Annotated in this window: 24 protein-coding genes; 13 read left to right on the top strand and 11 right to left on the bottom strand. The window is 57.7% G+C overall.

Translation table 11 applies throughout. The features are described 5' to 3' along the window. Positions 1-35: 35 nt before the first annotated feature. Complete coding sequence (gene ppnN, locus WF331_RS16035) at positions 36-1,409, bottom strand: nucleotide 5'-monophosphate nucleosidase PpnN (protein WP_284360685.1); 1,374 nt, start codon at positions 1,407-1,409, stop codon at positions 36-38. A 193-nt stretch (positions 1,410-1,602) separates the two neighbouring features. After that, positions 1,603-2,664, bottom strand: a complete 1,062-nt coding sequence (locus WF331_RS16040; RefSeq protein ID WP_016499220.1) for a YeiH family protein — start codon at positions 2,662-2,664, stop codon at positions 1,603-1,605. 111 nt (positions 2,665-2,775) lie between these two features. Here WF331_RS16040 and WF331_RS16045 point away from each other — a divergent pair, with 111 nt between their 5' ends. Next, a complete protein-coding gene (locus WF331_RS16045) occupies positions 2,776-3,663 on the top strand; it encodes a LysR family transcriptional regulator (protein ID WP_284360688.1) in 888 nt (295 codons plus the stop codon). Between the two features lie 42 nt (positions 3,664-3,705). Here the strand turns inward: WF331_RS16045 and pncB are convergent, their stop codons facing one another. Further along, positions 3,706-4,905, bottom strand: a complete 1,200-nt coding sequence (gene pncB / locus WF331_RS16050) for a nicotinate phosphoribosyltransferase (protein ID WP_284360690.1) — start codon at positions 4,903-4,905, stop codon at positions 3,706-3,708. Beyond that, positions 4,902-5,552 carry an isochorismatase family protein gene (locus tag WF331_RS16055; protein WP_063423641.1) on the bottom strand — a complete coding sequence of 217 codons (651 nt, stop codon included), beginning with the start codon at positions 5,550-5,552 and terminating at the stop codon, positions 4,902-4,904. The genes pncB and WF331_RS16055 overlap by 4 nt, the downstream gene beginning before the upstream one ends. A gap of 138 nt (positions 5,553-5,690) precedes the next feature. Between WF331_RS16055 and WF331_RS16060 the strand changes: the two genes are divergently transcribed. Then, positions 5,691-6,395 carry an NUDIX domain-containing protein gene (locus tag WF331_RS16060; RefSeq protein WP_284360695.1) on the top strand — a complete coding sequence of 235 codons (705 nt, stop codon included), beginning with the start codon at positions 5,691-5,693 and terminating at the stop codon, positions 6,393-6,395. Positions 6,396-6,431: 36 nt separating this feature from the next. Here WF331_RS16060 and WF331_RS16065 read toward each other — a convergent pair whose 3' ends face one another. Beyond that, a complete protein-coding gene (locus WF331_RS16065) occupies positions 6,432-6,803 on the bottom strand; it encodes a response regulator (RefSeq protein ID WP_284360697.1) in 372 nt (123 codons plus the stop codon). 278 nt (positions 6,804-7,081) lie between these two features. Between WF331_RS16065 and WF331_RS16070 the strand changes: the two genes are divergently transcribed. From WF331_RS16070 to WF331_RS16080, 3 genes are all read left to right on the top strand, one after another. Then, a complete protein-coding gene (locus WF331_RS16070; RefSeq protein WP_340623092.1) occupies positions 7,082-8,632 on the top strand; it encodes a PAS domain-containing protein in 1,551 nt (516 codons plus the stop codon). A 407-nt stretch (positions 8,633-9,039) separates the two neighbouring features. Next, positions 9,040-10,503 (top strand): sugar porter family MFS transporter, encoded by a 1,464-nt coding sequence (locus tag WF331_RS16075; RefSeq protein ID WP_340623093.1) that lies wholly within the window; start codon positions 9,040-9,042, stop codon positions 10,501-10,503. Between the two features lie 299 nt (positions 10,504-10,802). After that, positions 10,803-12,086: a carbohydrate porin gene (locus WF331_RS16080; RefSeq protein ID WP_340623108.1), complete on the top strand. Its 1,284-nt coding sequence runs from the start codon at positions 10,803-10,805 to the stop codon at positions 12,084-12,086. Positions 12,087-12,230: 144 nt separating this feature from the next. Here the strand turns inward: WF331_RS16080 and WF331_RS16085 are convergent, their stop codons facing one another. Continuing rightward, positions 12,231-12,536, bottom strand: a complete 306-nt coding sequence (locus WF331_RS16085) for a Dabb family protein (protein WP_016499229.1) — start codon at positions 12,534-12,536, stop codon at positions 12,231-12,233. 61 nt (positions 12,537-12,597) lie between these two features. Next, positions 12,598-13,470, bottom strand: coding sequence for an intradiol ring-cleavage dioxygenase (locus WF331_RS16090; protein ID WP_016499230.1), 873 nt, complete (start codon positions 13,468-13,470; stop codon positions 12,598-12,600). Between the two features lie 157 nt (positions 13,471-13,627). On the opposite strand from WF331_RS16090, the gene WF331_RS16095 reads away from it, so the two are divergent. After that, positions 13,628-14,542 carry a LysR family transcriptional regulator gene (locus tag WF331_RS16095; RefSeq protein ID WP_016499231.1) on the top strand — a complete coding sequence of 305 codons (915 nt, stop codon included), beginning with the start codon at positions 13,628-13,630 and terminating at the stop codon, positions 14,540-14,542. A 58-nt stretch (positions 14,543-14,600) separates the two neighbouring features. Here the strand turns inward: WF331_RS16095 and WF331_RS16100 are convergent, their stop codons facing one another. The 3 genes from WF331_RS16100 to WF331_RS16110 form a co-directional block, all read right to left on the bottom strand. Next, entirely contained in the window at positions 14,601-15,671 is a 1,071-nt protein-coding gene (locus tag WF331_RS16100; RefSeq protein WP_016499232.1) for a maleylacetate reductase, read from the bottom strand. Between the two features lie 69 nt (positions 15,672-15,740). Further along, on the bottom strand, positions 15,741-16,124 hold the full coding sequence (locus WF331_RS16105; RefSeq protein WP_016499233.1) for a nuclear transport factor 2 family protein: 384 nt from the start codon (positions 16,122-16,124) through the stop codon (positions 15,741-15,743). A 105-nt stretch (positions 16,125-16,229) separates the two neighbouring features. After that, positions 16,230-17,144, bottom strand: a complete 915-nt coding sequence (locus WF331_RS16110; protein WP_340623094.1) for a LysR family transcriptional regulator — start codon at positions 17,142-17,144, stop codon at positions 16,230-16,232. A 318-nt stretch (positions 17,145-17,462) separates the two neighbouring features. On the opposite strand from WF331_RS16110, the gene WF331_RS16115 reads away from it, so the two are divergent. From WF331_RS16115 to mmsB, 6 genes are all read left to right on the top strand, one after another. After that, on the top strand, positions 17,463-18,329 hold the full coding sequence (locus tag WF331_RS16115; RefSeq protein WP_016499234.1) for a sugar phosphate isomerase/epimerase family protein: 867 nt from the start codon (positions 17,463-17,465) through the stop codon (positions 18,327-18,329). A gap of 43 nt (positions 18,330-18,372) precedes the next feature. Beyond that, entirely contained in the window at positions 18,373-19,368 is a 996-nt protein-coding gene (iolG, locus tag WF331_RS16120) for an inositol 2-dehydrogenase (RefSeq protein WP_284361134.1), read from the top strand. A gap of 51 nt (positions 19,369-19,419) precedes the next feature. Continuing rightward, the gene (locus WF331_RS16125; protein ID WP_340623095.1) at positions 19,420-20,505 is read left to right on the top strand and encodes a Gfo/Idh/MocA family protein; all 1,086 of its coding nucleotides are present in this window, start codon (positions 19,420-19,422) and stop codon (positions 20,503-20,505) included. Positions 20,506-20,598: 93 nt separating this feature from the next. After that, positions 20,599-21,666, top strand: a complete 1,068-nt coding sequence (chvE, locus tag WF331_RS16130; protein ID WP_340623096.1) for a multiple monosaccharide ABC transporter substrate-binding protein — start codon at positions 20,599-20,601, stop codon at positions 21,664-21,666. A 59-nt stretch (positions 21,667-21,725) separates the two neighbouring features. Further along, the gene (mmsA, locus tag WF331_RS16135) at positions 21,726-23,261 is read left to right on the top strand and encodes a multiple monosaccharide ABC transporter ATP-binding protein (RefSeq protein WP_284360707.1); all 1,536 of its coding nucleotides are present in this window, start codon (positions 21,726-21,728) and stop codon (positions 23,259-23,261) included. Beyond that, positions 23,258-24,448 (top strand): multiple monosaccharide ABC transporter permease, encoded by a 1,191-nt coding sequence (gene mmsB, locus WF331_RS16140; RefSeq protein WP_340623097.1) that lies wholly within the window; start codon positions 23,258-23,260, stop codon positions 24,446-24,448. The genes mmsA and mmsB overlap by 4 nt, the downstream gene beginning before the upstream one ends. A gap of 84 nt (positions 24,449-24,532) precedes the next feature. Here the strand turns inward: mmsB and WF331_RS16145 are convergent, their stop codons facing one another. Next, positions 24,533-25,405, bottom strand: a complete 873-nt coding sequence (locus WF331_RS16145; RefSeq protein ID WP_016499240.1) for a sugar phosphate isomerase/epimerase family protein — start codon at positions 25,403-25,405, stop codon at positions 24,533-24,535. A gap of 234 nt (positions 25,406-25,639) precedes the next feature. On the opposite strand from WF331_RS16145, the gene WF331_RS16150 reads away from it, so the two are divergent. Then, entirely contained in the window at positions 25,640-26,644 is a 1,005-nt protein-coding gene (locus WF331_RS16150) for a LacI family DNA-binding transcriptional regulator (RefSeq protein ID WP_041167688.1), read from the top strand. Positions 26,645-26,823 lie beyond the last annotated feature (179 nt).

The raw sequence follows: 26,823 nt of genomic DNA on the forward strand, positions 1-26,823 counted from the left end.
CCATTAGCCTGGGATGACTGTTCAGGCAGCGGGTGTCAGGTTACTACCTGGTAGCACGGCACATACGCTGCGCCGCCGGGCAGTTTCATGCGGTGCTGGTCGACGAAGGCCTGTAGCAGCCGGCCCAGGGGGTCCAGTACAGCGCTGTCGCCGTGGATCTGATACGGGCCGTGTTCCTCGATCAGGCGGATGCCTTTGTCCTTGACGTTCCCGGCAACGATGCCCGAAAAAGCCCGGCGCAGGTTGGCAGCCAGTTCATGGGGTGGCAGCTCGCGGCGCAGGTCCAGCTCGGCCATGGCCTGGTGGGTCGGGTCGAACGGGCGCTGGAAGCTCTCTTCGATCTTCAGCAGCCAGTTGAAGTGGAAGGCGTCGTTGCGCTCACGGCGGAACTGCTTGACCTCCTTGAGCCCTTCGACCATGTGCCGGGCAACTTCGGCCGGGTCATCAATGATGATTTTGTACAAGCAGTGCGCCGCCTCGCCCAGGGTGGCGCCGACGAAGGCATGCAATTGTTGCAGGTAAGGCTCGGCGCTGCGCGGGCCGGTGAGCACCACCGGGAACGGCACGTCGTGGTTGTCCGGGTGCATGAGGATGCCCAGCAGGTAGAGGAACTCCTCGGCCGTGCCGGCACCGCCCGGGAAGATAATGATGCCGTGACCGACACGCACGAAGGCTTCCAGGCGTTTCTCGATGTCCGGCAGGATCACCAGCTCGTTGACGATCGGGTTGGGCGCCTCGGCGGCGATGATGCCCGGCTCGGTCAGGCCCAGGTAGCGGCTGCCATGCATGCGCTGCTTGGCGTGGGCGATGGTGGCGCCTTTCATCGGCCCCTTCATCACGCCAGGGCCGCAGCCGGTGCACACGTCCAGCTTGCGCAGGCCCAGTTCGTGGCCGACCTTCTTGGTGTACTGGTATTCCTCGGTGCTGATCGAGTGGCCGCCCCAGCACACCACCATCTTCGGCTCCACACCCGGGCGCAGGGTGCGCGCGTTGCGCAGCAGGTGGAACACGTAATCGGTGATGCCCTGGGAGCTTTCCAGGTCGATGCGCTGGCTGGCCAGCTCGCTCTCGGTGTAGACGATGTCGCGCAGGGCGCTGAACAGCATTTCACGGGTGCTGGCGATCATTTCGCCATCGACGAAGGCGTCGGCCGGGGCATTCAGCAGCTCCAGACGCACGCCGCGGTCCTGTTGGTGGATTTTAACCTCGAAGTCCTTGTAGGCCTCGAGGATAGTCTTGGCATTGTCGACATGGGCGCCGGTGTTGAGGATGGCCAGGGCGCACTGGCGGAACAGGGTGTAAAGGCTACCGGTACCGACTTCACTCAGTTGCTGCACTTCACGTTGTGACAGCGTTTCCAGGCTGCCTTTGGGGCTGACGGATGCATTGATGACATTGCGTTGAGGCATCTAAGTCTTTCCTGTGCGGGTAAAACATCCTTCTTTGACAACACCATACCGAGAAATGTGGACGGCAACGAGGGGGCTGGTGAAAAACCTTGAGACCGGTTTGGCTTCTTCGCGAGCTTGCCCGCCCTCACAGGTACAGTGCGGATCCCTGTGGAAGCGGGCGAGCCCGCGAAGAAGCCAACCCGGTCCCGATTTATCCCAACAGCTTCTGCACGCCGAGGGTAATTGCCAAGCCACCGCCTACCAGCCACAGGTTCAGAATCGCCCCGGTAGCCAGCGCCTTTGGCCCGGCTTGGCGAATCTGGCTGAAGCGGGTTTCCATACCCAGTGCAGTCATGGCCATGGTCAGGGCAAAAGTGTCGAGGCTGTTCACCGCCTGGGTCACGCTACCCGGCAGTACCTGCAGCGAATTCACCAGCACCAGGGCAAGGAAGCCGAAGGCGAACCAGGGCATCGCAATGCGCCCATTGCCCTGCGCCTGGCCGGCCTTGCGCGAGCGGCTGATCCACAGGCCTACCACCAGCAGTACCGGCACCAGCAGCATCACCCGGGTCATCTTGACGATGGTGGCGATGTGGGTGGCTTCAGGGCTGACGTTACTGGCTGCGCCCACTACTTGAGCGACTTCGTGGATAGTGCCGCCCAGGAAAAGCCCGGCGCCCAGGGTGTCCAGGTGCAGCCAGCCGGCGTTGATGGCCAGCGGGTAGAGGAACATCGACAAGGTGCCGAACAACACCACGCTGCCGACGGCCATGGCGCTCTTGTGCGGGGCACTGCGCAGTGCCGATTCGAAGGCCAGCACGGCGGCGGCGCCACAGATGGCGCTGCCAGCGGCGGTCAGCAGAGCGGTATCGCGGTCCAGCTTGAACAGCTTCATGCCACACCACAGGCCGATCAGCAGGGTGCTGGACACCACCAGCAACGACACGAGCAGCCCCGACCAGCCGACTTCGGCGATTTCCTGCAGGCTGACCCGCAGGCCAAAGAAGGCCACGGCAATGCGCAGCAGGCCCCGGGCCGAAAAGTTTATGCCGGCAGCCCAGCTGGCCGGTACACCATCGCGCAAGGCATTGCCGTACAGCGCGCCGGCGACGATGCCGACAATCAACGGGCTGATGCCCAGGTTGGCGATGGCAGGCAAGGCCGCCAGCTGAGTGACTGCAAGCGCAAAAAGCGCGACGAACAGGATGCCGTTGAGCCGCCCTCGGGTAGAGAGGGTAGGCGAATAAGCGGGGTGGGACGGAACCGTGGCCATGTGAGTCCTCCGGAAAGGTATTTCGACACGGCCTACGTTAATCTGGTTATAAGCTTATAAAAAATCGTAATTTGGAATGGCAAATATCCGTTTAGCTGATATTTTTGAATTATGACCCCAGAACAACTGATAACATTTGCCACTGTCGCCGAGCACGGCAACATCAGCCATGCGGCCCAGGCGCTGCACCTGTCGCAGCCGGCGGTGTCCGGCCAGCTCAAGCTGCTGCAGGAGGCTTTTGGCGAGCCGCTGTATCAGCGTGCCGGCCGTGGTGTGCGGTTGACGGCAGCCGGCGAGCAGTTGCTGGCCCATGCCGAGCGCCTGCGCGAAACCTTCCGCCAGGCCAAGGCACTGCGTGAGGCCATGCGTGGCCTGGAGCGCGGTACCTTGCGTATCGGTGCCAGTACCACACCTGCCAGCTACCTGCTGCCTTACCTGATCGCCGACTTCCATGCCCGCCACCCGGACGTGCTGGTGACTACATCGCACGGCAACACGGCAGAGATCGTCGCTGCGCTGGACAGTGTCGACATCGCCCTGATCGAAGGGCCGCCTGGGCAGGAGTTGCCCTTGGGCACGCAAGTGACGGCCTGGCGCGAGGACGAGATCGTTGCCATCGTGCCCAGTGGTCATCCGCTGGCAGGCAGTGACCAGCAGGCCTTGGCGTCGCTGGGTGCTTACCCGCTGGTGCTGCGCGAGAGCGGCTCGGGAGTGCGGCAGATTGTCGAGCGGGCGTTTGCCCGTGATGGTGTGGCGATGCGCGTAGCGCTGGAAATTGCCGGGGTGGAAGGGGTGAAGGAGGCGGTGCGTGCGGGGATGGGGGTTGGCTTTGTGTCGGCGATGTCCATCCGCCATGAGGATGGGGCACTGCACAGGTTGCAGGTTGCGCCGCAGCCTTTGGTCAGGCGGTTTTCCATTCTGATGCCGCATGCCGCGACGCCATCGCGGGCGGCGGCGCGGTTTCTTGAGTTGTGTGTGGGTATGCAACAGGTCGGTTGACTGTGCCGGCCTTGTGCCGCGAAGAGGCCGGTGCAGGCACCCTCAATTCAGATGAAAGACATGCTTCAGATAAGCTACAAAATTCTCGTCCCGGCATTGCGTCTTGCCCGGGCTGTCGGAAATCTTCGCCACTGGCGCCCCATTGCAGCCGGTCATCTTGATCACCATGTTCATCGGCTCAACCCCTGGGATATCACACGTGAGCTTGGTGCCAATGCCAAAGCTCACATTGATCCGTTCATGCAACGCCCGGTACAGCCCCAGCGCCTTGGCAAAATCCAGCCCGTCGGAAAAGACCAGGGTCTTGCTCCTCGGGTCGATCCCCAGCCGCTCATAGTGGGCAATGGCTTTTTCCGCCCATGCCAGTGGATCGCCCGAGTCGTGCCGCAAGCCATCGAACAGTTTGGCGAAGTACAGATCGAAATCGCCTATGAAGGCATCCATGGTGATGCAGTCGGTTAACGCAATACCTAACAGCCCGCGGTACTCCCGTACCCAGCACTCCAGCGCAGCGGCCTGGCTGTCGACCAGGCGTGGGCCGAGCTGCTGGTGGGCCATGAACCATTCGTGGGCCATGGTGCCGAGTGGCTTGAGCTCGAACTCGCGGGCCAGGTGCACATTGCTGGTGCCGACGAAGCGCCCGGGGAAATCGTGCTTGAGGATGTGCACCACCTCTTCCTGCACGCGGTAGGAGAAGCGCCGTCGGGTTCCGAAGTCCGCCAGCTGGAAGCCGGGCAGCTCATCGGCGCTGGCCTCGGCTTTGAGCCAGTCCAGCTTCTGGTACAGGCGTTCGCCAACTTGCTCGATCACCACTTCGCGATAGCGGTAGCGGTTGCGTACTTCGCTGATGATCGCCAGCAGCGGGATTTCATAGAGGATCACGTGCAACCACGGCCCACGCACGCGGATTGCCAGTTGCCCGGCGCCATCCAGGCCCACCTGGACATAGCGCAGGTTGAAGCGAAACAGGCTGAGGAAGCGAATGAAGTCCGGCTTGAGGAAGGGGATTTTTTCCAGATAGGCCAGTTGGTCGTGGGTGACGGTAACCTCGGCCAGTTGCTCCACCTGATAGCGGATCTCGGCCAGGTAGGGGGAAAGGTCTTCGCCATTGCGGCAGCGGAACTCCCATTCCACCTCGGCGTTGGGGTAGTTGTGCAGCACCGCCTGCATCATGGTGATCTTGTAGAAGTCGGTGTCCAGCAGGTTCTGGATGATGCGTGGGCCAAAAACACTGTCGCTCATGGGCGGTCTTCCTTGATCAGGGCAAGCTGGTGGTCAAGCGCGTCCTCGTCGCCGCATAGGATCACGCCCTCGGCGGCCAACGCACCACACGCCTCGATGGCCCCGGCCTGGGTAAGCGCGCGGCAGGCCGGCAGGTAGAGCAGCACCTGGAAGCCGGCCTGGCGCAACTGGCGGGCGGTGGTCTTGACGCAGTAGTCCAGGGCCAGGCCGCCGACGATCACCGCGCCCACCTGCTGTACCTTGAGGTATTCGATCACCCCGGTGGAGCGGCGCTCGGCCAGGTCGTGGTAGCAGGCGCCGTAGGGGTGCAGGTCAGGTTCGACGCCTTTCCACACGAAGTAGTCATAGTCGATGGGGGCGGGCAGGCCGGGCAGCAGCGCAAAGCCCGGTGTGCCGGGGACGCAGTGGCTGACCCAGGTCAGGTCGGCGTTGGCCAGTTGCAGGGGTTGCAGCATGTGCGCAGGGTCGGCGACCACCCAGGCGGCGTTGGCCGGGTGCGCGTCCTTGCTGCCCAGGCGCAGGTCGGCGCGCAAGGCCATGGCGTTCAGGTCAGCCGCAATTTCGTCGCCTTCGGGCACGGGCAGCTCCAGCGGGGCGTTGGCAGTGAAGCCGTTTTGCGCGTCGACATCGAAACTGGCGATCTTCATGGCGGTTCTCCTTGCTGGAATGGCTATATAATTCACCTGGTGTATTAAGTATGTCAAGTGGCAAGCTATATGGGGTTGGTGGTTGCCTTATTTAGATGCTCTGGTGGATTATTGTGCTACTGAACAAGGAGCTGCACGGTGAGTACAGTCGAAGTCCTGGCCAGTGTCGACATTGTCGCCCTGCGCCTGGCCCCTGATGCCCAGCATCTGCAAGTGTTGTTGCACCGTCGTGAGCGCGAGCCGCATGCCGGGCAATGGGCCTTGCCCGGGGTCATCGTAAATGGGCGTACCCCCGACACCAGTCTGGAGGATGCCGCCAGCCGGGCCCTGCACGAGAAGGCCCGGGTGCAACCGTGCTACATGGAGCAGGTGGGTACCGAGGGCAATGCATTTCGCGATCCACGAGGGTGGTCGTTGAGCACCTATTACCTGGCGTTGCTCGACCCCGCGCAGGCCGTCGAAGGCGAGCAACTGGCGTTTTTCGATCTGGACAGTGTGCTGGGGCGCAAGGTGCTGTTGCCCTTTGACCACAACTTGCTGGTGGAGCGGGCCCGCGAACGGCTGGCGGCAAAGACGGTGTACAGCAGCCTGCCGCTTTACCTGTTGGCGCAGAAGTTTACAGTGCAGGATGCGCTTGGGGCGGTGCAGGCTTGCCTGGGCCAGGCGGTGAACGGTACCTCTGTGCGCAAACGCCTGGAGCGTTTACGCGAGCTGGGGTGGGTGAGGGATACGGGGGAGAAGCACCAGCCTAGGCTGGGCAGGCCGCAGCAGGTGTATCAGTACACGCCGCAGGCGGGGAAGCCATTCATGTTTGACCGCAGTTTGTTACCTGAAAGCGGATAAATGAGGAGCAAGCTGACCTGGCAGAAATGCCGATGTCTAAACACTTGCCTTAGGAGATAGCTGTCGCTTGACGGCATTCAGTAACTGGTCAAGCGTCCAGGGTTTGGACAGGAACGTTGAACACTCAGGCAGGCGAACGCCGGGATCAAGTTGGCCGGCCGACATCACGATCACGGCGGTAGCAGGCCAACGATCAATGATCAGGTGGGCAAGATCCACTCCATTGAGTTGGCCAGGCATCTGGATATCGGTCAATACGAGGTCCAGGTGGGCCATTGTTTCCAGCACCGTTATCGCCTCATCGACACAACTACAGCTGTGCACGTCGAGGTCGAGCGATTCCAGCGCCTCGCAGGCGAGCGTTCGGATCAACTCGTCATCCTCTACCACCAATACACTGCGAGCCATAATAAAAACCCCGATCATGTAGCCATACGGCCAGCGGCCATGACCAGTGGTTTCGTGCGGCTGACGGGTGGTGCTTGGGTTGTTGGCAAGCCCAGCGATCTATACTTGCCCATTACCGTCGCGCTTAGACGGTTTTCGTCATTGCCATCGATCCAGGATCGTTGGTAAATGAAGCCACGAAACTTTTTCGATCCCGGTCCGGCACGTGCGCAGGGTCTACGGTGTCGAAAGGCACGCTCGAAAATAATCTTCCATATTGGCCAGCTGTGGATGAACCCATGCATCAACTGCCTCCCGATGAAATGATCAGGCTTGCACTACAGAATTCACAGGCCCGTTTACACAAGCAGCATCAGTTGGTGGTGGAGTATGGCGTGTCGTCGCTCAGGTCGACGAACCTCGATACTTTGCTCACGCAGGCTTGTAGCGTGGTGGCCAACGGCATGAACACGCGTTTTGCCAAGGTGTTGATGCCCTTGCCTGGGAGTGACGACTTTTTGCTGACCCACGGCGTCGGTTGGGATCCCTCGGATATCGGCCACGCCAAGGTCGGTGGGGATGTGGCCAGTCCGGCGGGTTATGCCATTTCCACCTACCGGCCGGTGCTTTCCAACCATCTGGGCCAGGAGCAACGCTTCCGCACGCCGGACCTGTTGAAAAAATACGGTATCGAACGCGCCATCAACGTGCCCATCCGGGGTGCGCTCAGGCCCTTTGGTGTGCTGGAGGCGGACAGCACCGACGGTGACGACTTCATCGAAAGCGACCTGGTCTTCCTCGAGGGTATCTCCAACGTCATCTCCATGGCCGTGGAGCGCCTGGCAAATGCGGCGGATGATCAGTTACCGGATCGCTATTCCGAGAGCATGCTCAATGCCAGTCCGGACTGTGTAAAGATCCTCACCACGCACGGCGACATCGAATTCATGAATGAGGCCGGCATGTGCCTCATGCACATCGGCGAGCTGGCAGAGGTGCGGGGCAAACCTTGGGCCCAGCTGTGGCCTGATGACTCCAGGGCGGTGGTGCGTGATGCCATGGCGCGTTCCGTGGCCGGCGAGTCGGCAAGGTTTGAGGCCTACTGCCCTACGGCCACCGATGAGCCGAGATGGTGGGACGTCACCATTGCGCCCATTCTCAGCACCGAGGGCAAGGTGGACAGGCTGATCGCAGTGTCGCGGGACATTACCGAGCGGCATCAGCATGAGGCTCAGTTGCTGTCGCTGATTGCCGTGCAGAATACCAAGCTGAGCGACAGCGATCTCTATCTCGAAGAGATTCACCATCGGGTGAAGAACAGCCTGCACCTGGTGAACACCCTGCTGCAGCTTCAGGCCAACCTGTCGGCGGATGAGGCGGTCAAGATCCAGCTGCAGACGGCGGCGAGCCGTGTGCTGACGATAGCCAGTGTGCATGAACGCCTCTATCAGACCGCAGAAACCCAGGGTGTTCTGGCATCAGAGTATCTTGGCGCCTTGTTGAGTGACCTGGGGGCGGCGCTGGCTGAGCGAAAGATCGTTCTCGATGCCGACGCTTTCATTCTTCCTCCACAGCGGATGGCGCCGTTGGGCCTGGTCATTTCCGAGCTGATTACCAATGCCCTCAAGTACGGCAAGGGCACCATAGGCGTGAGCGTCCAGGATGCAGGCGACCATGCTGTCATTACGGTAAGGGACGAGGGGGAGGGCTTTCCGGAGTCTTATCCCGAACCAAGCGGAACAGGCCTGGGCATGCGGCTGGTGAAAAGCTATTCAGGGTATGGGGCCAATGCAATTACGCTGGACCGGCTAGCCGAGAACAGTACGATTTGTGTGAAGTTCAAGCTGTAGGGGGCAGTTGAATCCGCCTTGGCCCGCACCGCGCTCCAGGTTGGCCATGCAGGGGCAAACCAGAGCCAGCAGGGCCCTGGTTTGCTGACAGGTCAGCGTTCGTCGTCAAGTATGCCTTCGTTATCAGCCTGATCTGAAACCAGGCCCGGGCCGCGTGCCGTATCGGCACTAACGGTCAAAGGTACGAGCACCTGGACTTGGCGGTGACTAGCCATGTTTGCGACGCCTGCTACCGCTTCGAAGGCAGCTCCTCATTGCGTCTGCGTTGTCAATGAAACAATGCAGGCGCTTTAGCTGAACAGAATTTCACTACTGAAAAACACATTTCCCCCTGAGTCAGTTTTTTTTTGGCTATAGGGGGGATAGCCTCCCACTACCAAATACATTAATAACTCTAAGAAAGGTAGATGATCATGCATCCTGGCGACCATGCCTTGCCTAGCCAAAAATCCAAGATCCTCTGGCGCGTAGCGGCCATCGCAACCATGGGTTCTCTTGCCTTCGGTTACGACACCGGCGTGATCTCTGGCGCTCTTCCATTCATGACACTCGACCCTGGTCAGGGGGGGCTCGGTTTGACCCCTGTGACTGAGGGTGCGGTTGCATCCTCTCTGATCTTTGGTGGCGCGATTGGGGCGTTTGCGGCCGGTCAACTGGCGGACCGCTACGGGCGCCTTCTTGTTCTAAAGTTCCTGGCCCTCCTCTTTGCCTTCGGCGCTATCGGTAGCGCGCTGGCCCCGAGTATCTGGGCCATGATCATGATTCGCTTCGCCTTGGGCATTGCTGTCGGCGGGGCTTCCTCCATCGTTCCTGTGTTCATCGCCGAGCTCGCCGGCCCTAAGCATCGGGGGAGACTGGTCTGCCAGAGCGAGTTGATGATCGTCTCTGGGCAGTGTTTGGCATACGTGTCCAGCGCACTACTGGCCCACCTGTTTGAGAACCCTGCCATCTGGCGATACATGCTGGCCATTGCCTTGATTCCCGCAGCATTGCTGTACATGGGTACAAATTTCGTTCCGACCTCGCCACGCTGGTTGGTTGCCAAAGGCCGCGTTGACGAGGCTCGCACGGTGTTGCTCGGTCTTCGGGATACGGAAAAAGAAACCGATGAAGAGGTGCGGGAAATCGTCGAGCAGTGCAGTTTCGAGCGGACTCATACCAGCCTTGTCAGCAAGCTCAGTGAGCCCTGGCTGATGAAGCTGCTGTTGGTGGGTATCGGTCTTGGCTTCGTTATCCAGGCTACTGGCGTCAACGCCTTCATGTACTACACACCGAGCATTCTAAAATCCACTGGTATGGGTACCAGTGCGGCGCTGGTCGCTACGATTGGCAATGGGGTCATTTCGGTAATAGCCTGCATGATTGGGATGTGGGCTATTAGCCGTATGGGTCGGCGTCCGATGCTGCTCTTGGGTCTTGCAGTTGTAGTCCTGACCCAAATCTTCCTTGGTATCGTCATCAATTTCATGCCGAGCTCGCTCACGCAGAGCTATCTGGCCCTGTCCGGCATTCTGGTGTTCCTCTTCTTCATGCAGATGTGCATCGGCCCCGTTTACTGGGTGCTGATGTCGGAAATCTTCCCCACCCACGCCCGTGGCGTCATGAACGGGATCGCGGTTGGCTTGTTCTGGATCTTCAACGCTATCGTGGCCTTTGCTTTCCCGATTGCTCTCAGCTATTTCGGCGGAATGACCTTCTTCCTGTTCGCAGTGGTGAATGTCTTTTCCATCATCTTCTGCCTGCGCTGCATCCCTGAAACCAAGGGGCTTTCGCTAGAAGAGATCGAGCGGCTCATGGAGCGTCGCTTTGGTGGCAAGGGCGATGCTCTTCAAGAGGCGGGCGTTAAACCTAATGCGAGTATTTCCTGGTGAAACTGTGTAAGTAGTTGAAATCGCAGTGGCGCTACCGAAGCGTAGTGCCACTGGGTATTAATGCCATCCCCGTTAAATTCGTCCGCTTAATCCCTCTCGTTCATTGCTTGCTTTCACTGCTTGGCGCGTGGGGGCGAGCTCGTTTGCGTGTCGTTCAGGCATTGGGGCTTGCTGCCGATAAGCCCGCCTTAAGTAACAATAATAAAAGTACCGTAGGAGAGTATATGCCAGTCGTTTATCTTCGTCCCGTTAATCCGCGTCTTCTGCTGGGTGTTACTGTATTGGGGTTAATTGGTTTAATGTCGGATCATGTAAGGGCTGATGAAAAATTTGATGCCTCAAACTACTTGTCTGGTGACTGGGGCGGTTTGAGGTCTGAGCTGCACGACAAGGGTGCTGATATCACAGTCGAGTATGTGGGGGAGGCCGCTGCAAATTTGCACGGTGGGTACAACAAGGACAAGACTGCGCGCTATACCGACCAGCTCGCCCTGGGGACGACCCTTGACATGAACAAGCTTGCCGGATGGCACGGAGCGAAGTTCCAGCTGATGGTTACCGAGCGCAGCGGTCGCAACCTGGCGGGGGACCGGATTGGTGATCCACGCGCAGGCATGCTCAGCTCGACTCAGGAGGTGTATGGCCGTGGACAGACCTGGCGCCTGACCCAGATGTGGCTGAGCCAGGAGTTTCTGGAGGGTGATCTGGATGTGAAATTCGGGCGCTTCGGTGAAGGTGAGGACTTCAACGCCTTCCCCTGCGATTTCCAGAACAACGCCTTCTGCGGTGCCCAGGTGGCGAACTGGGCGGGCTCCGTTTGGTACAACTGGCCTGTAAGCCAATGGGCAGCGCGGGTGAAGTACAAGATCACACCAGAGGTATATGCGCAGGTGGGGGCCTTTGAGGTCAACTCCTCTTACCTTGAGACCGGCAATGGCTTCAAGCTCAGCGGCAGTGGTGCTGAGGGGGCCTTGTTCCCTGTAGAGCTGGTCTGGACACCGAAGGTAAATGGCTTGCCAGGCGAATATCGAGCTGGGTATTACTACAGCAATGCGAAGGCTGACGATGTCTTCGACGGCGCCGACGGCCAGCCACAGCCGGTCTCAGGTGGCGCATTCCAGAGTCACGGCAGCAAGCACGGGGCTTGGATAGTCATCCAGCAACAGCTGACGTCTCGCGGTGGTTCCACTGATCGAGGTCTGTCTGTCTTCTTCAATGCCACGATGCACGATAAGGAAACCAACCTGGTCGACAATTTCGTTCAGGCAGGTGTGTCGTATAAAGGCCCGTTCGACTCACGACCGAAGGATGACTTCGGCTTTGGGGTCGCACGCATCCACGTCAATCCAGCAGTCGCCAAGCAGGCGAGCCTCACCAACCAGCTCGCTGACATCAGTGACTACGACAACCCGGCGTTCATGCCTATCCGTGATACCGAATACGATGCGGAGATCTACTACGGGTTTGCAATAACGCCCTGGCTCACCCTGAGGCCGAACCTTCAGTACATTCGTCACCCGGGTGGCGTGGATGAGGTCGACAGTGCGGTGGTTGCCGGCCTGAAGATGGCTGTTAAGTTCTAAGCCGATCCTAGAGCAACAAGCCCGACATTTATGTCGGGCTTTTTTGTTGGGCGCCAATCGTGGGGAGTGTCTCATGACGCTGCATGCAGAGAATCAACAGGCGATAAAAAGCCCGTTCAGTGAACGGGCTCCTTTGTCGTGGGTTTAGCCTACGTAATCAACCTGGTAGCGATGTGTACGCAGGTTCCCCAGTGCTTCTTTCACGCGAATGTGCGCGGGGTGGGTCGCGTAGTCCTGGAGCGCCTGAGCCGACACAAATTCTGAGTACAGGACGACATGGCATGCGTAGTCGATCTTGCTGAAGTCGACACCGATTTCGAGAAGCTTGAGGCCAGGAATCTCGTGCCGGATTGCTTCAAACTCTTGCTTCACTTTATGAATGTTTTCGGTGCGTTCTTGTTCGCTGTCACCGCGTAAATTCCACATGACAATGTGTTTGACAGGTTGCATGTTGGTGCTCCAGGGAAGGGCAAAGCCCAAGCAATTTTGCTCGGGCTGTAGTGGAATTTTGTTATCGGGTGACAGGATTCAGAACAAAGTCAAAGTCGAGCGTGAAGTACGGGGTGTCGACTTTCTCACCGTATGGATCAACCCCTGGCTGATGCTCTACCCAGTCGGCGATGAGCGAGGAGCGGACACCGAATACGGCGTCGGAATCCAGGTACTCACCATGCTCACGGAAGACGTGGGTTACCAGGCGCTCATGGTTCGGCGAGATGATCATGAAGTGCAGGTGCGCAGGTCTCCACGGGTGGCGGTCTAGCGCCTGCAGCATTTTGCCTACCGGGCCATCGTGGGGAATCGGATAGCACTCAGGGACGATGGTCTTGAAGTGGTAGAGGCCTTCGCTGTCTGCCTGCAGCACCGCGCGGCCCTGATAAGTCTCTTGGCCGAGTTCGGGTTTCTGGACGTCGTAGAAGCCGGCGTCGTCAGCCTGCCATACCTCGATGACAGCGTGAGGCACTGGGTTGCCATCAATGTCTTTAATAGAGCCGCGTACATACCACGGCACGCCCGGCAAACCATCGCTGATGTCGGCGCCGAGGTCGTACTGCGGGGCATTCTGCACGTGGAATGGGCCGAACACGGTGGCTTCAGTGCAGCCGTCTGGCTTCTTGTGGTTCTGTGCCGTCACGAGGGTGGACAGGCCCAGCGTATCCGAGAGAAGGATGAATTCCTGGCGTGTCGGAGAACAGATCTGGCCCACTGCAGTCAGGAATTCGATGCCTTTCTCCCACTCTGGCTCGGTGAGTTTGGTCTCACGAGCGAAAGCGTGAAGGTGCTGAACCAGGCTGGTCATGATCTCGCGCAGACGCGCGTCATCAGCGTTGGCGTTTCGTGTCAAAACAGCTTGGGTAATCGTGTGTTCGTCCAGATTTCTCATTGGTTGCCCCTGGTTCCTTCTTTCTTGTAATCGGCGATGTCGGGGTGCTCCCCCAGCATTTTCGAATTGGTGTAACTACGCTAAAGTGCTTCCCAGTGGAATAAAATACTGACAATGAAATTCTTTGTTTCACCCGTGAAAAACTGAGAGGCAGCCCGTGGATCGCTACACCGAGATTGAGCTCTTCGTCCAGACAGCGGAGCTGGGAACGCTGAGTAAGGCTGCTGAGAAGTTGGACATTTCCAATGCTGCAGCGAGCCGTCACCTGGCTGCGCTCGAGAGTCGGCTTCGTGTCCGTCTCGTCGACCGGAATACCCGGCGCTTGGCGTTGACCAACGCGGGTCATGATTTTTACGGGCGGTGTAAGGCGCTGCTCGCCGAATGGGCGGAGGCTGAAGCGTCGGTGAATGCGGCGTTGGTTGAGCCCACCGGTACCCTCACCATCACTGCGACGATTTCCTTCTCCATGCTGCACCTGGCGCCTCTGGTGCCGGCATTCAAGCGTCTGTACCCGGGTATCAAGGTGAAGATCATCGGTGCCAACCGTTACTACGACATCATGGATACCGAGATTGATCTCGCGATCCGTACCAGGGAGTTTGAAGCGGACTCCAACATCACGATTCGGCGCTTGGCGCAGACGCGAAGAGTACTTGCAGCATCACCGTCCTACCTGGCCCAGCGTGGCTCTCCACAAACAGTGGCCGACCTCGAGCATCACGACCTGCTTATTTATAGCCACGCCAACCATCCCAACTCGATGGAGTTCACCAGGGGAGAAGAGAGAGCTTCGGTCAAGATTCAGCCTTCGATGGAATCGAATGACGGTCAGATAGTCAGGGCGGCTGCGCTAGCTGGTGCGGGAATTTTGGTGCAGCCCAAATACATTATCTACGACGATTTGGTTGCTGGCAGGTTGCTACCTGTTCTCGATGATTGGGACCTGCCGCGACTGACGATCAACCTTGCTTTCCAAGATCGTCGATACATGCCTGCCAAAACCCGGTTGTTCATCGACTTCTTGCTGGAGCATTTCAAGAAGGAAGGCTACGAGCGCTATTGGACTCGCTAAAAAAAGACCCACTCAGCCCCCCGCACGAGGATTGAGTGGGTTAAGGAAAGTCCGCAACTTAAATCGGGCGGTTACCTTCATAAGCATTCTGAAGCAGCTCGCGAATCGCATCCCGCTCGATTGGGCGAGGGTTCCAATATGGGTTGGCTAACGCAATTTCTGTGGCGCGATCCATATCAGCTTCGCTAACACCCAGAGACTTGAGCGCCAGTGGCGCACCCAAGGATTTGGACAGGTCGTACAGAGCCTGTCCAGCCGAGGCAGATTTACCGCCCAGGGCTCGAACGATGCGGGCAGCCGCTTCAGGTGCTGCTTCTGAGTTGTATGAAATAGCGTGCGGCAGCACGATGGTGTGCGTTGGAGCGTGAGGCAGGTTGAAGCTGCCGCCCAGGGTGTGGCAGAGCTTGTGGTGAAGCGCCATACCGACGTTGCCCAAGACGGTGCTGCACAGCCAGGCACCGTACAGGCAGTCAGAGCGGGCATCCAGATCTTCCGGGTTCTCGATGATCAGCTTGAGGCCTTCAGCCATTGCTCGGATGCCTTCTTCTGCGATCAGCGACATCACGGGGTTACCGTCTTGGGCGTACAGCCCTTCCGCGGCATGTGCGATGGCGTTCATGCCGCTGGTTACAGACAATTCGACCGGAAGGGTCGCCGACAGCTCAGGGTCATAGATGACGGTCTTCGGCAGAACGCGCACGTCTTTGCCCGTCCGTTTGATGCCGTTTTCAGTCAGGCCATACACCGAGGTCATTTCGGAGCCGGCGTAGGTGGTCGGGATTGCAAGAATTGGCAGGCCGGATTCCAGGGCAATCGCTTTACCCAGGCCGGTGGTCGAGCCGCCGCCGATGGCCACAGCGCAGTCAGCCCCCAGCGCTTGAGCAACCTCACGAGCCTCACGCGCCGTTTCGATTGGGACGTGCATGACGGCTTTGTCGAAGATGCCGGCAGCGCGAGAGCCCAACATGTCAGCGATGCGTTCTGCCTGGCTGCGCTGTTCTGGAGTCGAGAGTACCAACGCACGGCGCGATCCCAGGTGATCAATTTCAGCTTCGAGTTGCTGAAGAGAGCCTTTTCCGAAGATGACGCGGGAAGGAAGACCGGTGTAGGTGAAATTCGCGATAGCCACGGGTTCTAGTCCTATTGTTGTTGACTGCAAATGGCAGCAGGCGGAGCGCTGCAGATGAATTACGGTGCGCTATTTGATGGGGGTCGGCTGGTAGGCCAGAAACTTCCACTCGCCACCCAATGACGACCATATGGAAAGGGTGCGGTTATTCAGCGTTTTGTGAGTGCCGCCGGCTACGATCTCACCGGCCATTCGACCGTGCACAATCGCAACGTTGCCGAGGACCTGAATGTTGTCGATGGGGACGTCGAGGTTGAGGTACTGGTAGTAGCCGTCCCTGCACTTGGCCACATAACTCGATAGCGAGTCGATGACACCTGTGGAGTGGGTATAGGCGAGGTCCGGGTGGGAGAGGGCGATAAAGGTGTCGATATCGCCCTCAAGCATGGCGCGATATCGACGACCTTCCAGATCATGAATGTGAGATCTGATCTCTTCGGTGATGTGGATCATGCTGGACTGACCTGAACCTTGTACTTGATCGGGTCAGCGTATATTTACCTTTATCGGTTAAAAACCGATTTTCGGGAAATCTTTATTTCACCTGTGAAAAACTGCTTACTTAGTCCAAAGGCGCTCGTAGTCGTTTTTCCGGAACCGTTCCGCCAAGGCTTCAATGAACAGCCGCACTTTTGCAGGCATGTGCCGGCGTGTCTGAAAGGCGATGTTCATGGTGAGGCGTGGAAGATCCCAGTCGTCCAACACCGAGACGAGTTCTCCACGCTCCAGGTGATCCTGCACGATGTATTTCGGCTGGATCAAAATCCCGAGATCATCGAGTGCTGCCTTCAATACAAACTGGCCGTCATTGGCAGAAATGAAAGATCTCACATTCACTGTCGCGGTTTCATCACGCCGCTTGAATGGCAGCTCGGTCGGGTTGATCGCATAGTCGTAGACCAGCATCTTGTGGCGGATAAGATCCATCGGATGCTTGGGGATGCCGTTCTTCTCGAGGTAAGCGGGGGAGGCGGCGAGGATCCTACGGGTTTCTGCCAGGCGCCTGATCGTGAGGTTGTTATCTGCTTCGAACTGCCTGGTGCGGATGGCGACGTCTACGTTGTTTTCCATCACGTCCAGGTATCGGTTGGCAGCGATCACGTCGACACTGATCTCGGGGTAGCGCCGAGTGAACTCAGGAAGCAGCGGTTCGATGTGGAGCAGGCAGAATGAAAGGGAGGCAGTAACCCGGAGCACACCACGTGGCTGCACTACCGCGTCCCTGGCCACGCTCTCGGCTTCTTTCAGGTCTGCCATCACAGACCTGGTGCGCCTGTAGAACTCCTCTCCCACCTCGGTGAGTGACAGTTGCCTTGTTGTGCGCTGCACAAGGCGAACACCCAACCTCGTTTCCAAAGCGATTAGGTAACGGCTTGCCGCAGAGACAGACAATCCAAGTCGCTCGGCTGCCTTGCTGATGCTGCCTGCCTCGGCCACTTGGATAAAAAACTCGACTTCTTTGAACGGATCCACGCGATTCTCCCGCTAAGTGGGAAGCTGTATCCCGATCTTACGGGTTTTTTCCTTCCATGGGAGAAATTAGACTCACCTCAACGTCACAAAAACAAGAATTGGTACAAACCATGAGACGCCAAGCCCAAGCTTCGTGCACTTCATATTTTCGCGGTCAGCCATTCCGAGGCTTCCGCTCGTCCTTCTTGTTGCTCGACCTCAACAACTCTCATCTTCCTGAACGCCTTACCCAGCTTCCCATGGATGGTATTCATGTGGATGGCGCTTCGTGCTTCGCGAACACCGTTCGCTTTTCCCTCGTAATTTGAGTGATTCGACATGCCTAGTAATCAAGTTGATCTGATCGCCTCCTACTGGACTATCGCAGGTGACACCTATCCAGGTGCGCAGAGCGAAATCAGTCCTTACACCTTGCAGGAGCGCGCCGAAGCAGCTTCCAAAGCCGGATGGCGAGGCATGGGGTTGGTGTACTCCGACATTGTTCACTCCATCGAAAAACTTGGGCTGCCAACCGTTCGCCAGATTTTCCAGGACAACGGCATGAAGCACCTGGAGGTCGAGTTCCTGATCGACTGGCACCTGGCTTGCGAGCGTCGTTCGGTGTCGGATCGTATGTGCAAAGAGCTGCTCGACATCGCTGCAGCTGTCGGCGCCACTCGCCTGAAATGTGCTGCAGGCCTGTTTGAAGAAGGCGACGTTAACGTCCCGCTGATGCGTGAATCGTTCGCGATCCTCTGTGACAAAGCTGCGGAATACAAGGTCAACGTAGCCATCGAGTTCCTGCCGTTCTCTAGCGTTAACACCATCGATAAGGCGCTGGCTGTATCCGAAGGCGTTCGCCCTAACGGTGGCCTCATGGTCGATAGCTGGCACATCGCTCGTGGTGGCATGGGCTTCGATGAGATCAGCAAAATTCCTCTAGAGCTGATCAAGGGCGTCGAGATCGATGACGCTGACTTGGCCCTGGTCGGCGACGTGTTCAACGACTCCACCCACCACCGCAAATGCTGTGGTGAGGGGCAGCTGGATCTTCCACATTTCGTTCAGGCAATTCTCGACACCGGCTATCGGGGCCCATGGGGTGTGGAGCTCATCTCGGCTGAGCTGCGCAAGCTTCCCCTGGAAGTTGTGGCCAAGCGTGCCTTCGACTCGACGATGGCCCAATTCGTACACGCGCGCTTCTGAGCCCGCGTTTAACCATCACTTTAAGAACAACGAGGAATGCATCATGGTTGGAATTGCAGTTCTGGGCGCAGGCCGTATCGGTAAAATTCACGCAGCCAACGTTGCCGCAAACCCAAATGCTCGTCTGATCGCTGTGGCCGATCCCTATGCTTCCGCAGCTCAGTCCCTGGCCGGCGCGCTGGGTGCTGACGCGATGACCGATTGCGAAGCCGCAATCGACCGCAATGACGTTGACGCCATCGTAATCGGTACCCCTACCAATACCCACATCCAGCTGATGATGCGTGCGGTTCGCCAGGGTAAAGCTGTTCTGTGCGAAAAGCCGATTGATCTGGATCTGCTGAAAAGCCAAGCAGCCGTCGAAGAAATCGAAGGCCTGAACGGTCGCGTCATGCTGGCCTTCAACCGCCGTTTCGAAAACACCTTCGCAGCGATGCGTGAAGCGATCATCGCCGGTGAAATCGGTGAAGTGCGCCAGGTCATCATCTCCAGCCGCGACCCTGGCCTCGCTCCAGAAGACTACATTCAACACAGCGGCGGTATCTTCCGCGACATGACCATCCATGACCTGGATATCGGTCGCTGGCTGCTGGGTGAAGAGCCGGTGGAAATCACCGCCATGGGTAGCCGTTTGGTCGACTCCCCCCTGATGGAAAAGTACGACGACTACGACACCGCGATGGTGCACATGAAGACCGCCAGCGGTAAGCAGTGCCACATCAACAACTGCCGTCAGGCCGTCTACGGTTACGACCAGCGTATCGAAGTCTTCGGCTCCAAAGGCATGCTGCTCCAAGACAACCTGCGCCCAACTACCATGCGCCGCTGGACTCAGGAAGCAACTGACGCCCGTGAGCCGCTGCTGAACTTCTTCCTGGAGCGCTACCAGCAGGCCTACAAGTCCGAACTGGACGCCTTTGTTGCAGCTCTGGTGCAAGAGAAGCCGCTGCCGGTTACTCCTTTTGACGGCCTCCAGGCCCTGCGCCTGGCTGATGCCTGTGTCGAGTCCGTAAGCACTGGTCGCGCTGTAAAGCTTTGATTGACGACGGGCGCCTTCGGGCGCCCGATTTCGTGAGATAGGAGAACAACGATGTCGCTGAATCTGAATGGCAAACTACTGGGCGTCGCTTGCCTGGGTATCACCCACCCGCATACTTCGGGACGCGTCAAAGCCTTCAAGCGGATCCCAGGCGTTCGCTTCCTCGGCGCCTATGACGACAGCCCGCTGCTGCAGCCGTTCGTTGATGCGCTTGAGCTCGAGGCTCGCACCAAGGACGAAATCCTGGCCGACCCTGATGTTCACGTAGTGCTGGTTCACCCGAAGAGCTACCTGATGGCCGATTGGGCAATTGAAGCCCTGGAAGCAGGTAAGGCTGTGCTGTGTGAGAAACCAGCCGGTCGTGGGCCGCAGGACACCCAGCGCATCGTCGAGGCCGTTGAGCGTACCGGTGGTCTGTTCCAGGTCGGCTACTGCTGGAGGTTTGCTCCTTCGGTGGAAAAAATGCAGCAGGTTCTCGAGAGCGGAGAGATCGGGAAGGTACTTCAAGTACGTGCCCACGCCGGCTGCTCCCATGATGAAGCTGACACCAACCACATGAAGCAGCCAGGTGACCGTGGCGGTGCGTTCTATGTGATTGGTTGCCACACCATCGACCGGATCCTCCTGCACTTCGGCATGCCGCGCTCCGTTAACGCCCGCATTAGCAAGTTCGCTGGCCAGATGAGCGATTCTGCTCGTGAAGATGCGGCTGCCGCTGTTCTAAACTACGACGACAAGATGGTCACCATCGACTTCATGTCGTGGGATCCGATGCCGTGGACTGAAACCTGGGACATCACTGCCTACGGTACCCATGGTGTGATGCATTCCACTCCAATGCCGGCGTCCTACAAGCTGTACCACGACGGCAAAAATGGCCATCCGCAAGGTTGGACTCACTGGAATGAAACCAGCTTCCCCGAAATCTGGGCGGTACGCAAAACCGTGTCCTCCCCCGAGATCGCTGAAATCGGTAATCCGGTGTACTTCGACCGTGAAGCTGCGGCGTTCGTCCAGGCCTTGCAGAAGGGTACTCCGTCGCAAGTGCCAGCTAGCCAGGCTCACAACATCAACATCCTGCTGGAAGCAATTTTTGAGTCCTCCGATAAAGCAGGTCAGGAAGTTAAGCTCGGCTAAGTAGTCACTCGCTCCACCTTGCTGTACCGCCCCCGCAATGGGGGCGGTTCTGAGTAAAAAGAAAAATAATTCCTACAGTACTGGGTGAACGTCATGAACAAGTTTATGAAACTTGCTGCGTCTCTGTGCGTGGCGGTTGCGGTTATCGGCTGCTCGAAGAAAGAAGAAAATACCAAAGGTCTTATTGGTATTTCGATGCCCTCCAAGGCCGAGGCGCGGTGGACTTCAGATGGCCAGAGCATGGTGAATGCGCTCAACAAACTTGGGTACAAAACTGATATCCAATACGCCCAGTATGAGGTTTCGACCCAGTTGTCGCAGCTCGAGAACCTCTTGGTCAAAGGCGTGAAAGGGCTGATCATTGCTCCTATCGATGGCACCACCATGACCGACTTGCTGCGGCAGGCAAAAGAGAAGGGCATCACGGTCATCTCGTATGATCGCCTGATCCGAAACTCAAAAGATTTCGACTACTACGCCACGTTCGACAACTATAAGACGGGTGTGCTTCAGGGGGAGTCGATTGTCAGTGCCCTGAAATTGAACGAAGGCACCGGGCCCTTCAATTTCGAGATATTCGCAGGCTCAACCGACGACAACAACGCTCACGTCGTCTACGCCGGCGTCATGTCCGTTCTGCAGCCTTACATCGACAGCGGAAAGCTCGTGATCCGTAGCGGACAGGTCAAGCTTGAACAGGTGGCAACGTTGAACTGGGATGGGGCGCTTGCCCAGTCCCGAATGGACAACATCCTCAGCGCCTTCTACGGCAAAGCCCATCTCGAGGCGGTGCTCGCGATGAACGATCAGTTAGCCGTTGGCGTGGTCTCTTCGTTGCGCGGTGTCGGGTACGGTAGCGGCGGCACTCCGATGCCCATCGTGACAGGCCAGGATGCCGAAATCCCGAGTGTCAAAGCGATCATGCGCGGTGATCAGCATTCGACCGTATTCAAGGACACCCGAGCGTTGGCTGAAGCTGCAGCCGTAATGATCGATAGCGCCCTGCAAGGCAAGGATGTTCAGGTCAACGACACCACCTCCTATGACAACGGCTCCATGGTCGTGCCTACCCAACTTCTTTCTCCTGTCTCCGTAGAAGCCAAAGACGTGCAAAAAGTGTTGGTCGACTCCGGGTACTACAGCAAAGACCGCCTGCAATAACTACCCAATGCCAGCGGCCCGGTGCCTTCGGGTCGTTTTTTTGCGATAGGAGGATAGTCATGTCACCTCATCTTCTTGACATGCGCGGCATTCAAAAAAGCTTTGGCCCGGTAAAAGCCCTGACCAGCGTGAACCTTCAGGTGGGCAGGGGAGAAATACACGCGATCTGCGGTGAGAACGGTGCCGGCAAATCTACCCTCATGAAAATCCTGAGTGGCGTTTACCCAACCGGAAGTTATGCAGGCTCGATCAGTTTCGACGGTGAGGTTCGCCAGTTCAGCGACCTGCGTGACAGCGAGGCCCTGGGAATTTGCATCATCCACCAAGAGCTTGCGCTTGTGCCGATGCTCTCGATCACAGAAAACCTTTTCCTTGGGCATGAGATCGCCACAAGGGGGGTTATTGATTGGTCGCTTGCTCATCGCAGAGCCAAGGTTCTGCTGGAAAAGGTAGGTCTGCACGTTTTGCCCCAGACCCGTGTAAACCAACTGGGTATCGGTCAGCAGCAACTCGTCGAGATTGCAAAAGCACTCGGCAAGGACGTTCGCCTTTTAATCCTCGATGAGCCTACCGCCAGCCTCAACGAAAAGGATAGCGAGCGGCTTCTGGAGCTCATGCTCGAGCTGAAAGCCAAGGACATAACCTCGATCATCATCTCCCACAAACTCAATGAAATTTCCCGCGTAGCAGATGGGGTCACGGTTATTCGGGATGGAACAACAGTCGATGTCATTGATTGCCGAGAGTCGCCGTTGAACGAGAGCCGAGTTGTTCAGGCGATGGTTGGCCGCGAGCTGGCCGACCGGTATCCCGGCAGAGAGCCCAACCTTGGCGATAAGCAATTCGAGGTGGAGCACTGGTCGGTAGAGCATCCAGAACGCCCAGGCGAGGACTTCATCCGTGACGTTAGTTTTTTTGCTCGCAAAGGTGAGGTGGTTGGGATTGCCGGGCTTATGGGGGCTGGCCGAACCGAACTTGCCATGAGCATCTTTGGCGGTTCTTTTGGGAAGAATATTCGAGGCACTGTTCGCCTCAATGGCCAGGAATTACGCGTGCGAAACGTTCGGGAAGCCATTGATAACGGTATCGCCTACGCAACTGAAGACCGTAAGGGCGCTGGGCTTTTGTTGGGGGATGGCATCGGGCGAAACGTAAGTCTCGCCAGCCTGAAATCGCTGGCACGCCGGTGGGTCATCAACGAAACCGAGGAGCTTGGTGTCGGTGAAGGCTACAAGAAAACCCTGCGCATTCGCAGCCCTGATCTTCGTCAGCCAGTGGAGCGTCTCTCTGGCGGTAACCAGCAGAAAGTCGTGCTCGCGAAATGGCTGTTCTCCAACCCCGAGGTACTGATTCTGGATGAGCCTACCAGGGGCATCGATGTCGGTGCCAAGTACGAGATCTACGGGGTGGTCAATCAAGTGGTGGCCAAGGGCAAGACTGTGATCATGATCTCTTCGGAGATGCCCGAACTGCTGGGCACTTGTGATCGGATCTATGTGATGAACGAGGGAAGGTTCGTCGGGGAGTTCCCAATCCAAGAGGCGTCTCAAGAGCGAATCATGCACGCCATCATGAAAAATGAGGTCATCCAATGACTGATGTCATCGCCCCTGTGGCGGTAAAACCGAGCTTGCTTCCTGCTATCAAACGAGGTGCCCGCGAGTACGGGTTGTTGAGCTCTTTGCTCGTCATCATCGTGTTCTTCCAAATCGCCACGGGCGGCGCATTGCTCCAGCCTCTCAACCTGACGAACCTGATCCTGCAGAACAGCTACATCGTGGTTATGGCCTTGGGCATGCTCATGGTCATCGTCTGCGGTCACATCGACTTGTCGGTTGGTTCCATCGTTGGGGTAATCGGTTCGATAGCAGCTGTGTTGATGGTGCAGTACCAGTTCGACTTCATCACGGTATCGCTGCTTTGCTTGTTCATCGGCGGCCTCATAGGTGCTGCCCAAGGTTACTGGGTGGCGTTCTGGGGAATGCCCTCATTCATCGTGACACTGGGCGGCATGCTGATCTTCCGTGGGGCGACCATCGCCATTGGTGAAAGGCAGTCGATTGGGCCATTCCCGGCAGAGTTCGTCGCCCTGAGTGCGGGCTTCCTGCCTGACCCCTTCCAAGGCCAAGGTCTCAAAGTCACCTCCCTGGTGCTTGGTGTATTGGTAGTTGCGTGCTTCCTTTGGATTGAATGGCGTGCTCGTAGGAGGGTCAGCAAAGCTGGTGGGGAGGTCATGCCCCTGCCTTTGTTTGCGCTCAAGCATGGCATCCTGGGTGGCGCCATCATCGCCTTCTGCTTCATGTTGGCGACTTACCGAGGGCTTCCTACGGTACTGGTCATCATGTGTGCACTCATCGGCCTCTACACGTTCATCATGAATCGGACGGTGATCGGGCGTTGGATCTACGCAGTGGGCGGTAACCTGAAGGCCGCGAAGCTTTCCGGTATCAACACCGTCCGAGTGACCTTCTTTACTTTTGTGAACATGGGCGTACTGGCTGCTGTGGCGGGCCTGATCTTCGCGGCACGCCTGAACAGCGCAACGCCCCGTGCGGGCAGCGGTTTCGAACTGGACGTCATCGCCGCCGTATTCATCGGGGGAGCCTCGGCATCCGGTGGGGTAGGGAAGGTGATGGGCGTGGTGATCGGTGCCTTCATCATGGGGGTGCTGAACAACGGCATGTCGATCATGGGCATCGGCGTTGACTACCAGCAAATGATTAAGGGGGCAGTATTGCTGGCCGCCGTGTTCGTAGACGTGTACCAGAAGAACAGGGCGTAGAGGCTCAAATCTGATGGAAAAATCCCGGCTACTGAGCCGGGATTTTTTTCTGCTGTGTAGTGGCGCAAAAGCTAGTAGCCGTGGTTAGACCCTGAGCTCCGCATACGCCAAAAGCGACTGCTTGCAGAGTCTGGCAACGTCCTCTGTCGCCATATTTTGGTTCAGCACAGAGAAAACCTCTGGCCCGACACCATTCAGGCCACCGATCTTGTGCAGACCGGAGACAATGTCTGCCAGTGGGAAGTTACCGGTGCCAGGCCACATGCGTTCAAAGCAATCGGCCTCCAGGGTCACGCCGGATTTCAACGGATGGATGCCATCGCAGATCTGCACGCAGTGAATCGAGCTGCCTGGAATCGTTGCCAGAGTCTCGAGCTTGGATTCACTGCGAACGAAATGGAGCGTATCGAGCACAAGGCCGCCGTTAGGGGCACCGGCACGCTCGACGATCTCCCAGCCCTGTTCAAGAGACGTCACTCCCCACATAGGGATAGGTTCAAGGTCGCAAACCATGCCTTCCTCGTGGGCCAGACGGCAGATCTCGGCGTAGTGCGAGACCAGTTCATCCAGTGCATAGGCATTGGCTGTGAATGTAGCGTTCAAGCTCATGTGGGTGCAGCCAAGCTCACTCGCGATCTCGAAAAATTCCAGGGCGGTTGTCGAGTGATCCGCGATGAAGCTGTCATCCATGTTATTGGGGTGCCAATCAGGATTCCATGTGCAGAGAGGATCCAGGCGGCTGATCTTGATCCCGTTATCCTCAGCGATCAGTCGCATGTTCTGAATGGAAAGACCGGATGCCGCGATCCTGGCTACCTCCTGTGGTTGAATAGCAAGTTCATGGAAACCTGCCAACCGAGTAGCTCTTACCTTGTCCGGGAAGGGCAGGTGGAGGACATTAGAAAACGGCATGGTGTATGTCAGGCTGGGCGTCAGGTCTTCTACTCTGTGCGTCATCCGTGCGTCTCAACATAAAACCCCAATGTATTCGCGCGGTTGAGGGGATGTAAGGCCCGGATTAGGAAAACTATTTTCCACAAGCAGCATGGTAAAGCCCGCCTAGCTATGCGCAGCTAAGTCCTTGCTCAGGGCGTGTGTTATCCTCGACCCGAACACTGTTATGCCTAGTTCTTGGCTTGCCCGTCTACCGACGAAGCCTGCGGGCATCATGCTCGGAGCTTTCTGTAGATCATGGCAAAGCCTTTCACTACCCTGGATGACGTAGCTAAAGCTGCTGGGATGTCACGTGCTCAGGTGTCGAGGGCGCTTCGAGGGGATCCTGGTGTTCGGCCTGAAACGCGTGAGCGGATCGATCAGATTGCTTCTGAGCTCGAGTATCGTCCGAACCTGGCTGCTCGGAGTTTAGTCTCCGCCCGATCATCCATCGTTGGGTTGGTGATCGGAGACCCCAACAATGCTTTCCATATCCAGTTGGCTCAGTCGGTCGACAAGAGACTGCTTGCTGCGGGCTTCGAGCCTGTCACTTCCCTACGGCCAGTTGAAGGTAATTCAGCAGCTTTCGAGATAGAAAGGTTGCTTACGCTTCGAGCAGCTGGGGTGATCCTCCTGGGTACTCCGCATCATCCCAAGGTCATTGGCGAGATCGCCGATAAGCTCCCTTGCGTTTTTATCGGAAGCAAACGGGTCGCTCACAAAAAAGTCATCTCAATCGCGGTCGATGACCAGACAGGAGTGCGTCTTGCGATGGATCATCTGTTCGCATTGGGGCACCGAAGAATTGCTCACCTGGCAGGGGGACGCGAGCCTTCCTCCAAAGACCGGGCAAGGTTCTACTGTGAAATCATGAAGGCTGCTGGTTTGAATCCGATCCTGATCAGAGGCGAGCACAATGCCGCGTTCGGTAGGCGAGGAGTGGATGCGCTGTTTGCCCGGGATGAGCGTCCAAGCGCCATCTTCGCCTCGAACGACTTCATCGCTTTGGGTGTTCTGGACAGGTTGAAGGGCATGGGGTTAAGCGTCCCATCTGACGTATCGGTTGTCGGTTTTGATGACATTCCTGATGCCGAAAACAGCCTCTTCTCGCTGACGACTTTAAAGCAGGATACGGATGCCCAGGCCCAGGCAGCTGTTGTGGCTTTGCAGGCGATGTTGGCAGGCAATGCTGCCCACCCCCGCCGTGTGGACATGCCGGTCACTCTCATAACTCGAAAGTCAACTGGGTCAAACTCAGGCTAAGCGAGCCCCGTCACTGTCCGAGATGCAAATAGCTCCCATCTTTTGATATGCGTCACATTGACTCACTTTGTTACAGGACATACCATGCGCCCGTTTCGTAGGCGGCGCTCGGAGAGCGCCGTTTTTTGATCGTCAAATGAGAGCGCTCTCATTGGCGGTGACGTGCTCTAGTCTGCAGG

The organism is Pseudomonas sp. YNh, from assembly GCF_037993085.1.
Lineage (GTDB): Bacteria > Pseudomonadota > Gammaproteobacteria > Pseudomonadales > Pseudomonadaceae > Aquipseudomonas > Aquipseudomonas putida.

Excerpts from the sequence above, each read along its gene's own strand:
- iolG (WP_284361134.1), top strand. The coding sequence starts at position 18,373 with ATGGTTGGAATTGCAGTTCTGGGCGCAGGCCGTATCGGTAAAATTCAC.
- pncB (WP_284360690.1), bottom strand. The coding sequence starts at position 4,905 with ATGAGCGACAGTGTTTTTGGCCCACGCATCATCCAGAACCTGCTGGAC.
- mmsA (WP_284360707.1), top strand. The coding sequence starts at position 21,726 with ATGTCACCTCATCTTCTTGACATGCGCGGCATTCAAAAAAGCTTTGGC.
- WF331_RS16065 (WP_284360697.1), bottom strand. The coding sequence starts at position 6,803 with ATGGCTCGCAGTGTATTGGTGGTAGAGGATGACGAGTTGATCCGAACG.
- WF331_RS16040 (WP_016499220.1), bottom strand. The coding sequence starts at position 2,664 with ATGGCCACGGTTCCGTCCCACCCCGCTTATTCGCCTACCCTCTCTACC.
- mmsB (WP_340623097.1), top strand. The coding sequence starts at position 23,258 with ATGACTGATGTCATCGCCCCTGTGGCGGTAAAACCGAGCTTGCTTCCT.
- ppnN (WP_284360685.1), bottom strand. The coding sequence starts at position 1,409 with ATGCCTCAACGCAATGTCATCAATGCATCCGTCAGCCCCAAAGGCAGC.
- WF331_RS16075 (WP_340623093.1), top strand. The coding sequence starts at position 9,040 with ATGATCATGCATCCTGGCGACCATGCCTTGCCTAGCCAAAAATCCAAG.
- WF331_RS16105 (WP_016499233.1), bottom strand. The coding sequence starts at position 16,124 with ATGATCCACATCACCGAAGAGATCAGATCTCACATTCATGATCTGGAA.
- WF331_RS16125 (WP_340623095.1), top strand. The coding sequence starts at position 19,420 with ATGTCGCTGAATCTGAATGGCAAACTACTGGGCGTCGCTTGCCTGGGT.
- WF331_RS16045 (WP_284360688.1), top strand. The coding sequence starts at position 2,776 with ATGACCCCAGAACAACTGATAACATTTGCCACTGTCGCCGAGCACGGC.
- WF331_RS16055 (WP_063423641.1), bottom strand. The coding sequence starts at position 5,552 with ATGAAGATCGCCAGTTTCGATGTCGACGCGCAAAACGGCTTCACTGCC.
- WF331_RS16085 (WP_016499229.1), bottom strand. The coding sequence starts at position 12,536 with ATGCAACCTGTCAAACACATTGTCATGTGGAATTTACGCGGTGACAGC.
- WF331_RS16115 (WP_016499234.1), top strand. The coding sequence starts at position 17,463 with ATGCCTAGTAATCAAGTTGATCTGATCGCCTCCTACTGGACTATCGCA.
- chvE (WP_340623096.1), top strand. The coding sequence starts at position 20,599 with ATGAACAAGTTTATGAAACTTGCTGCGTCTCTGTGCGTGGCGGTTGCG.
- WF331_RS16145 (WP_016499240.1), bottom strand. The coding sequence starts at position 25,405 with ATGACGCACAGAGTAGAAGACCTGACGCCCAGCCTGACATACACCATG.
- WF331_RS16150 (WP_041167688.1), top strand. The coding sequence starts at position 25,640 with ATGGCAAAGCCTTTCACTACCCTGGATGACGTAGCTAAAGCTGCTGGG.
- WF331_RS16080 (WP_340623108.1), top strand. The coding sequence starts at position 10,803 with ATGTCGGATCATGTAAGGGCTGATGAAAAATTTGATGCCTCAAACTAC.
- WF331_RS16070 (WP_340623092.1), top strand. The coding sequence starts at position 7,082 with ATGCATCAACTGCCTCCCGATGAAATGATCAGGCTTGCACTACAGAAT.
- WF331_RS16090 (WP_016499230.1), bottom strand. The coding sequence starts at position 13,470 with ATGAGAAATCTGGACGAACACACGATTACCCAAGCTGTTTTGACACGA.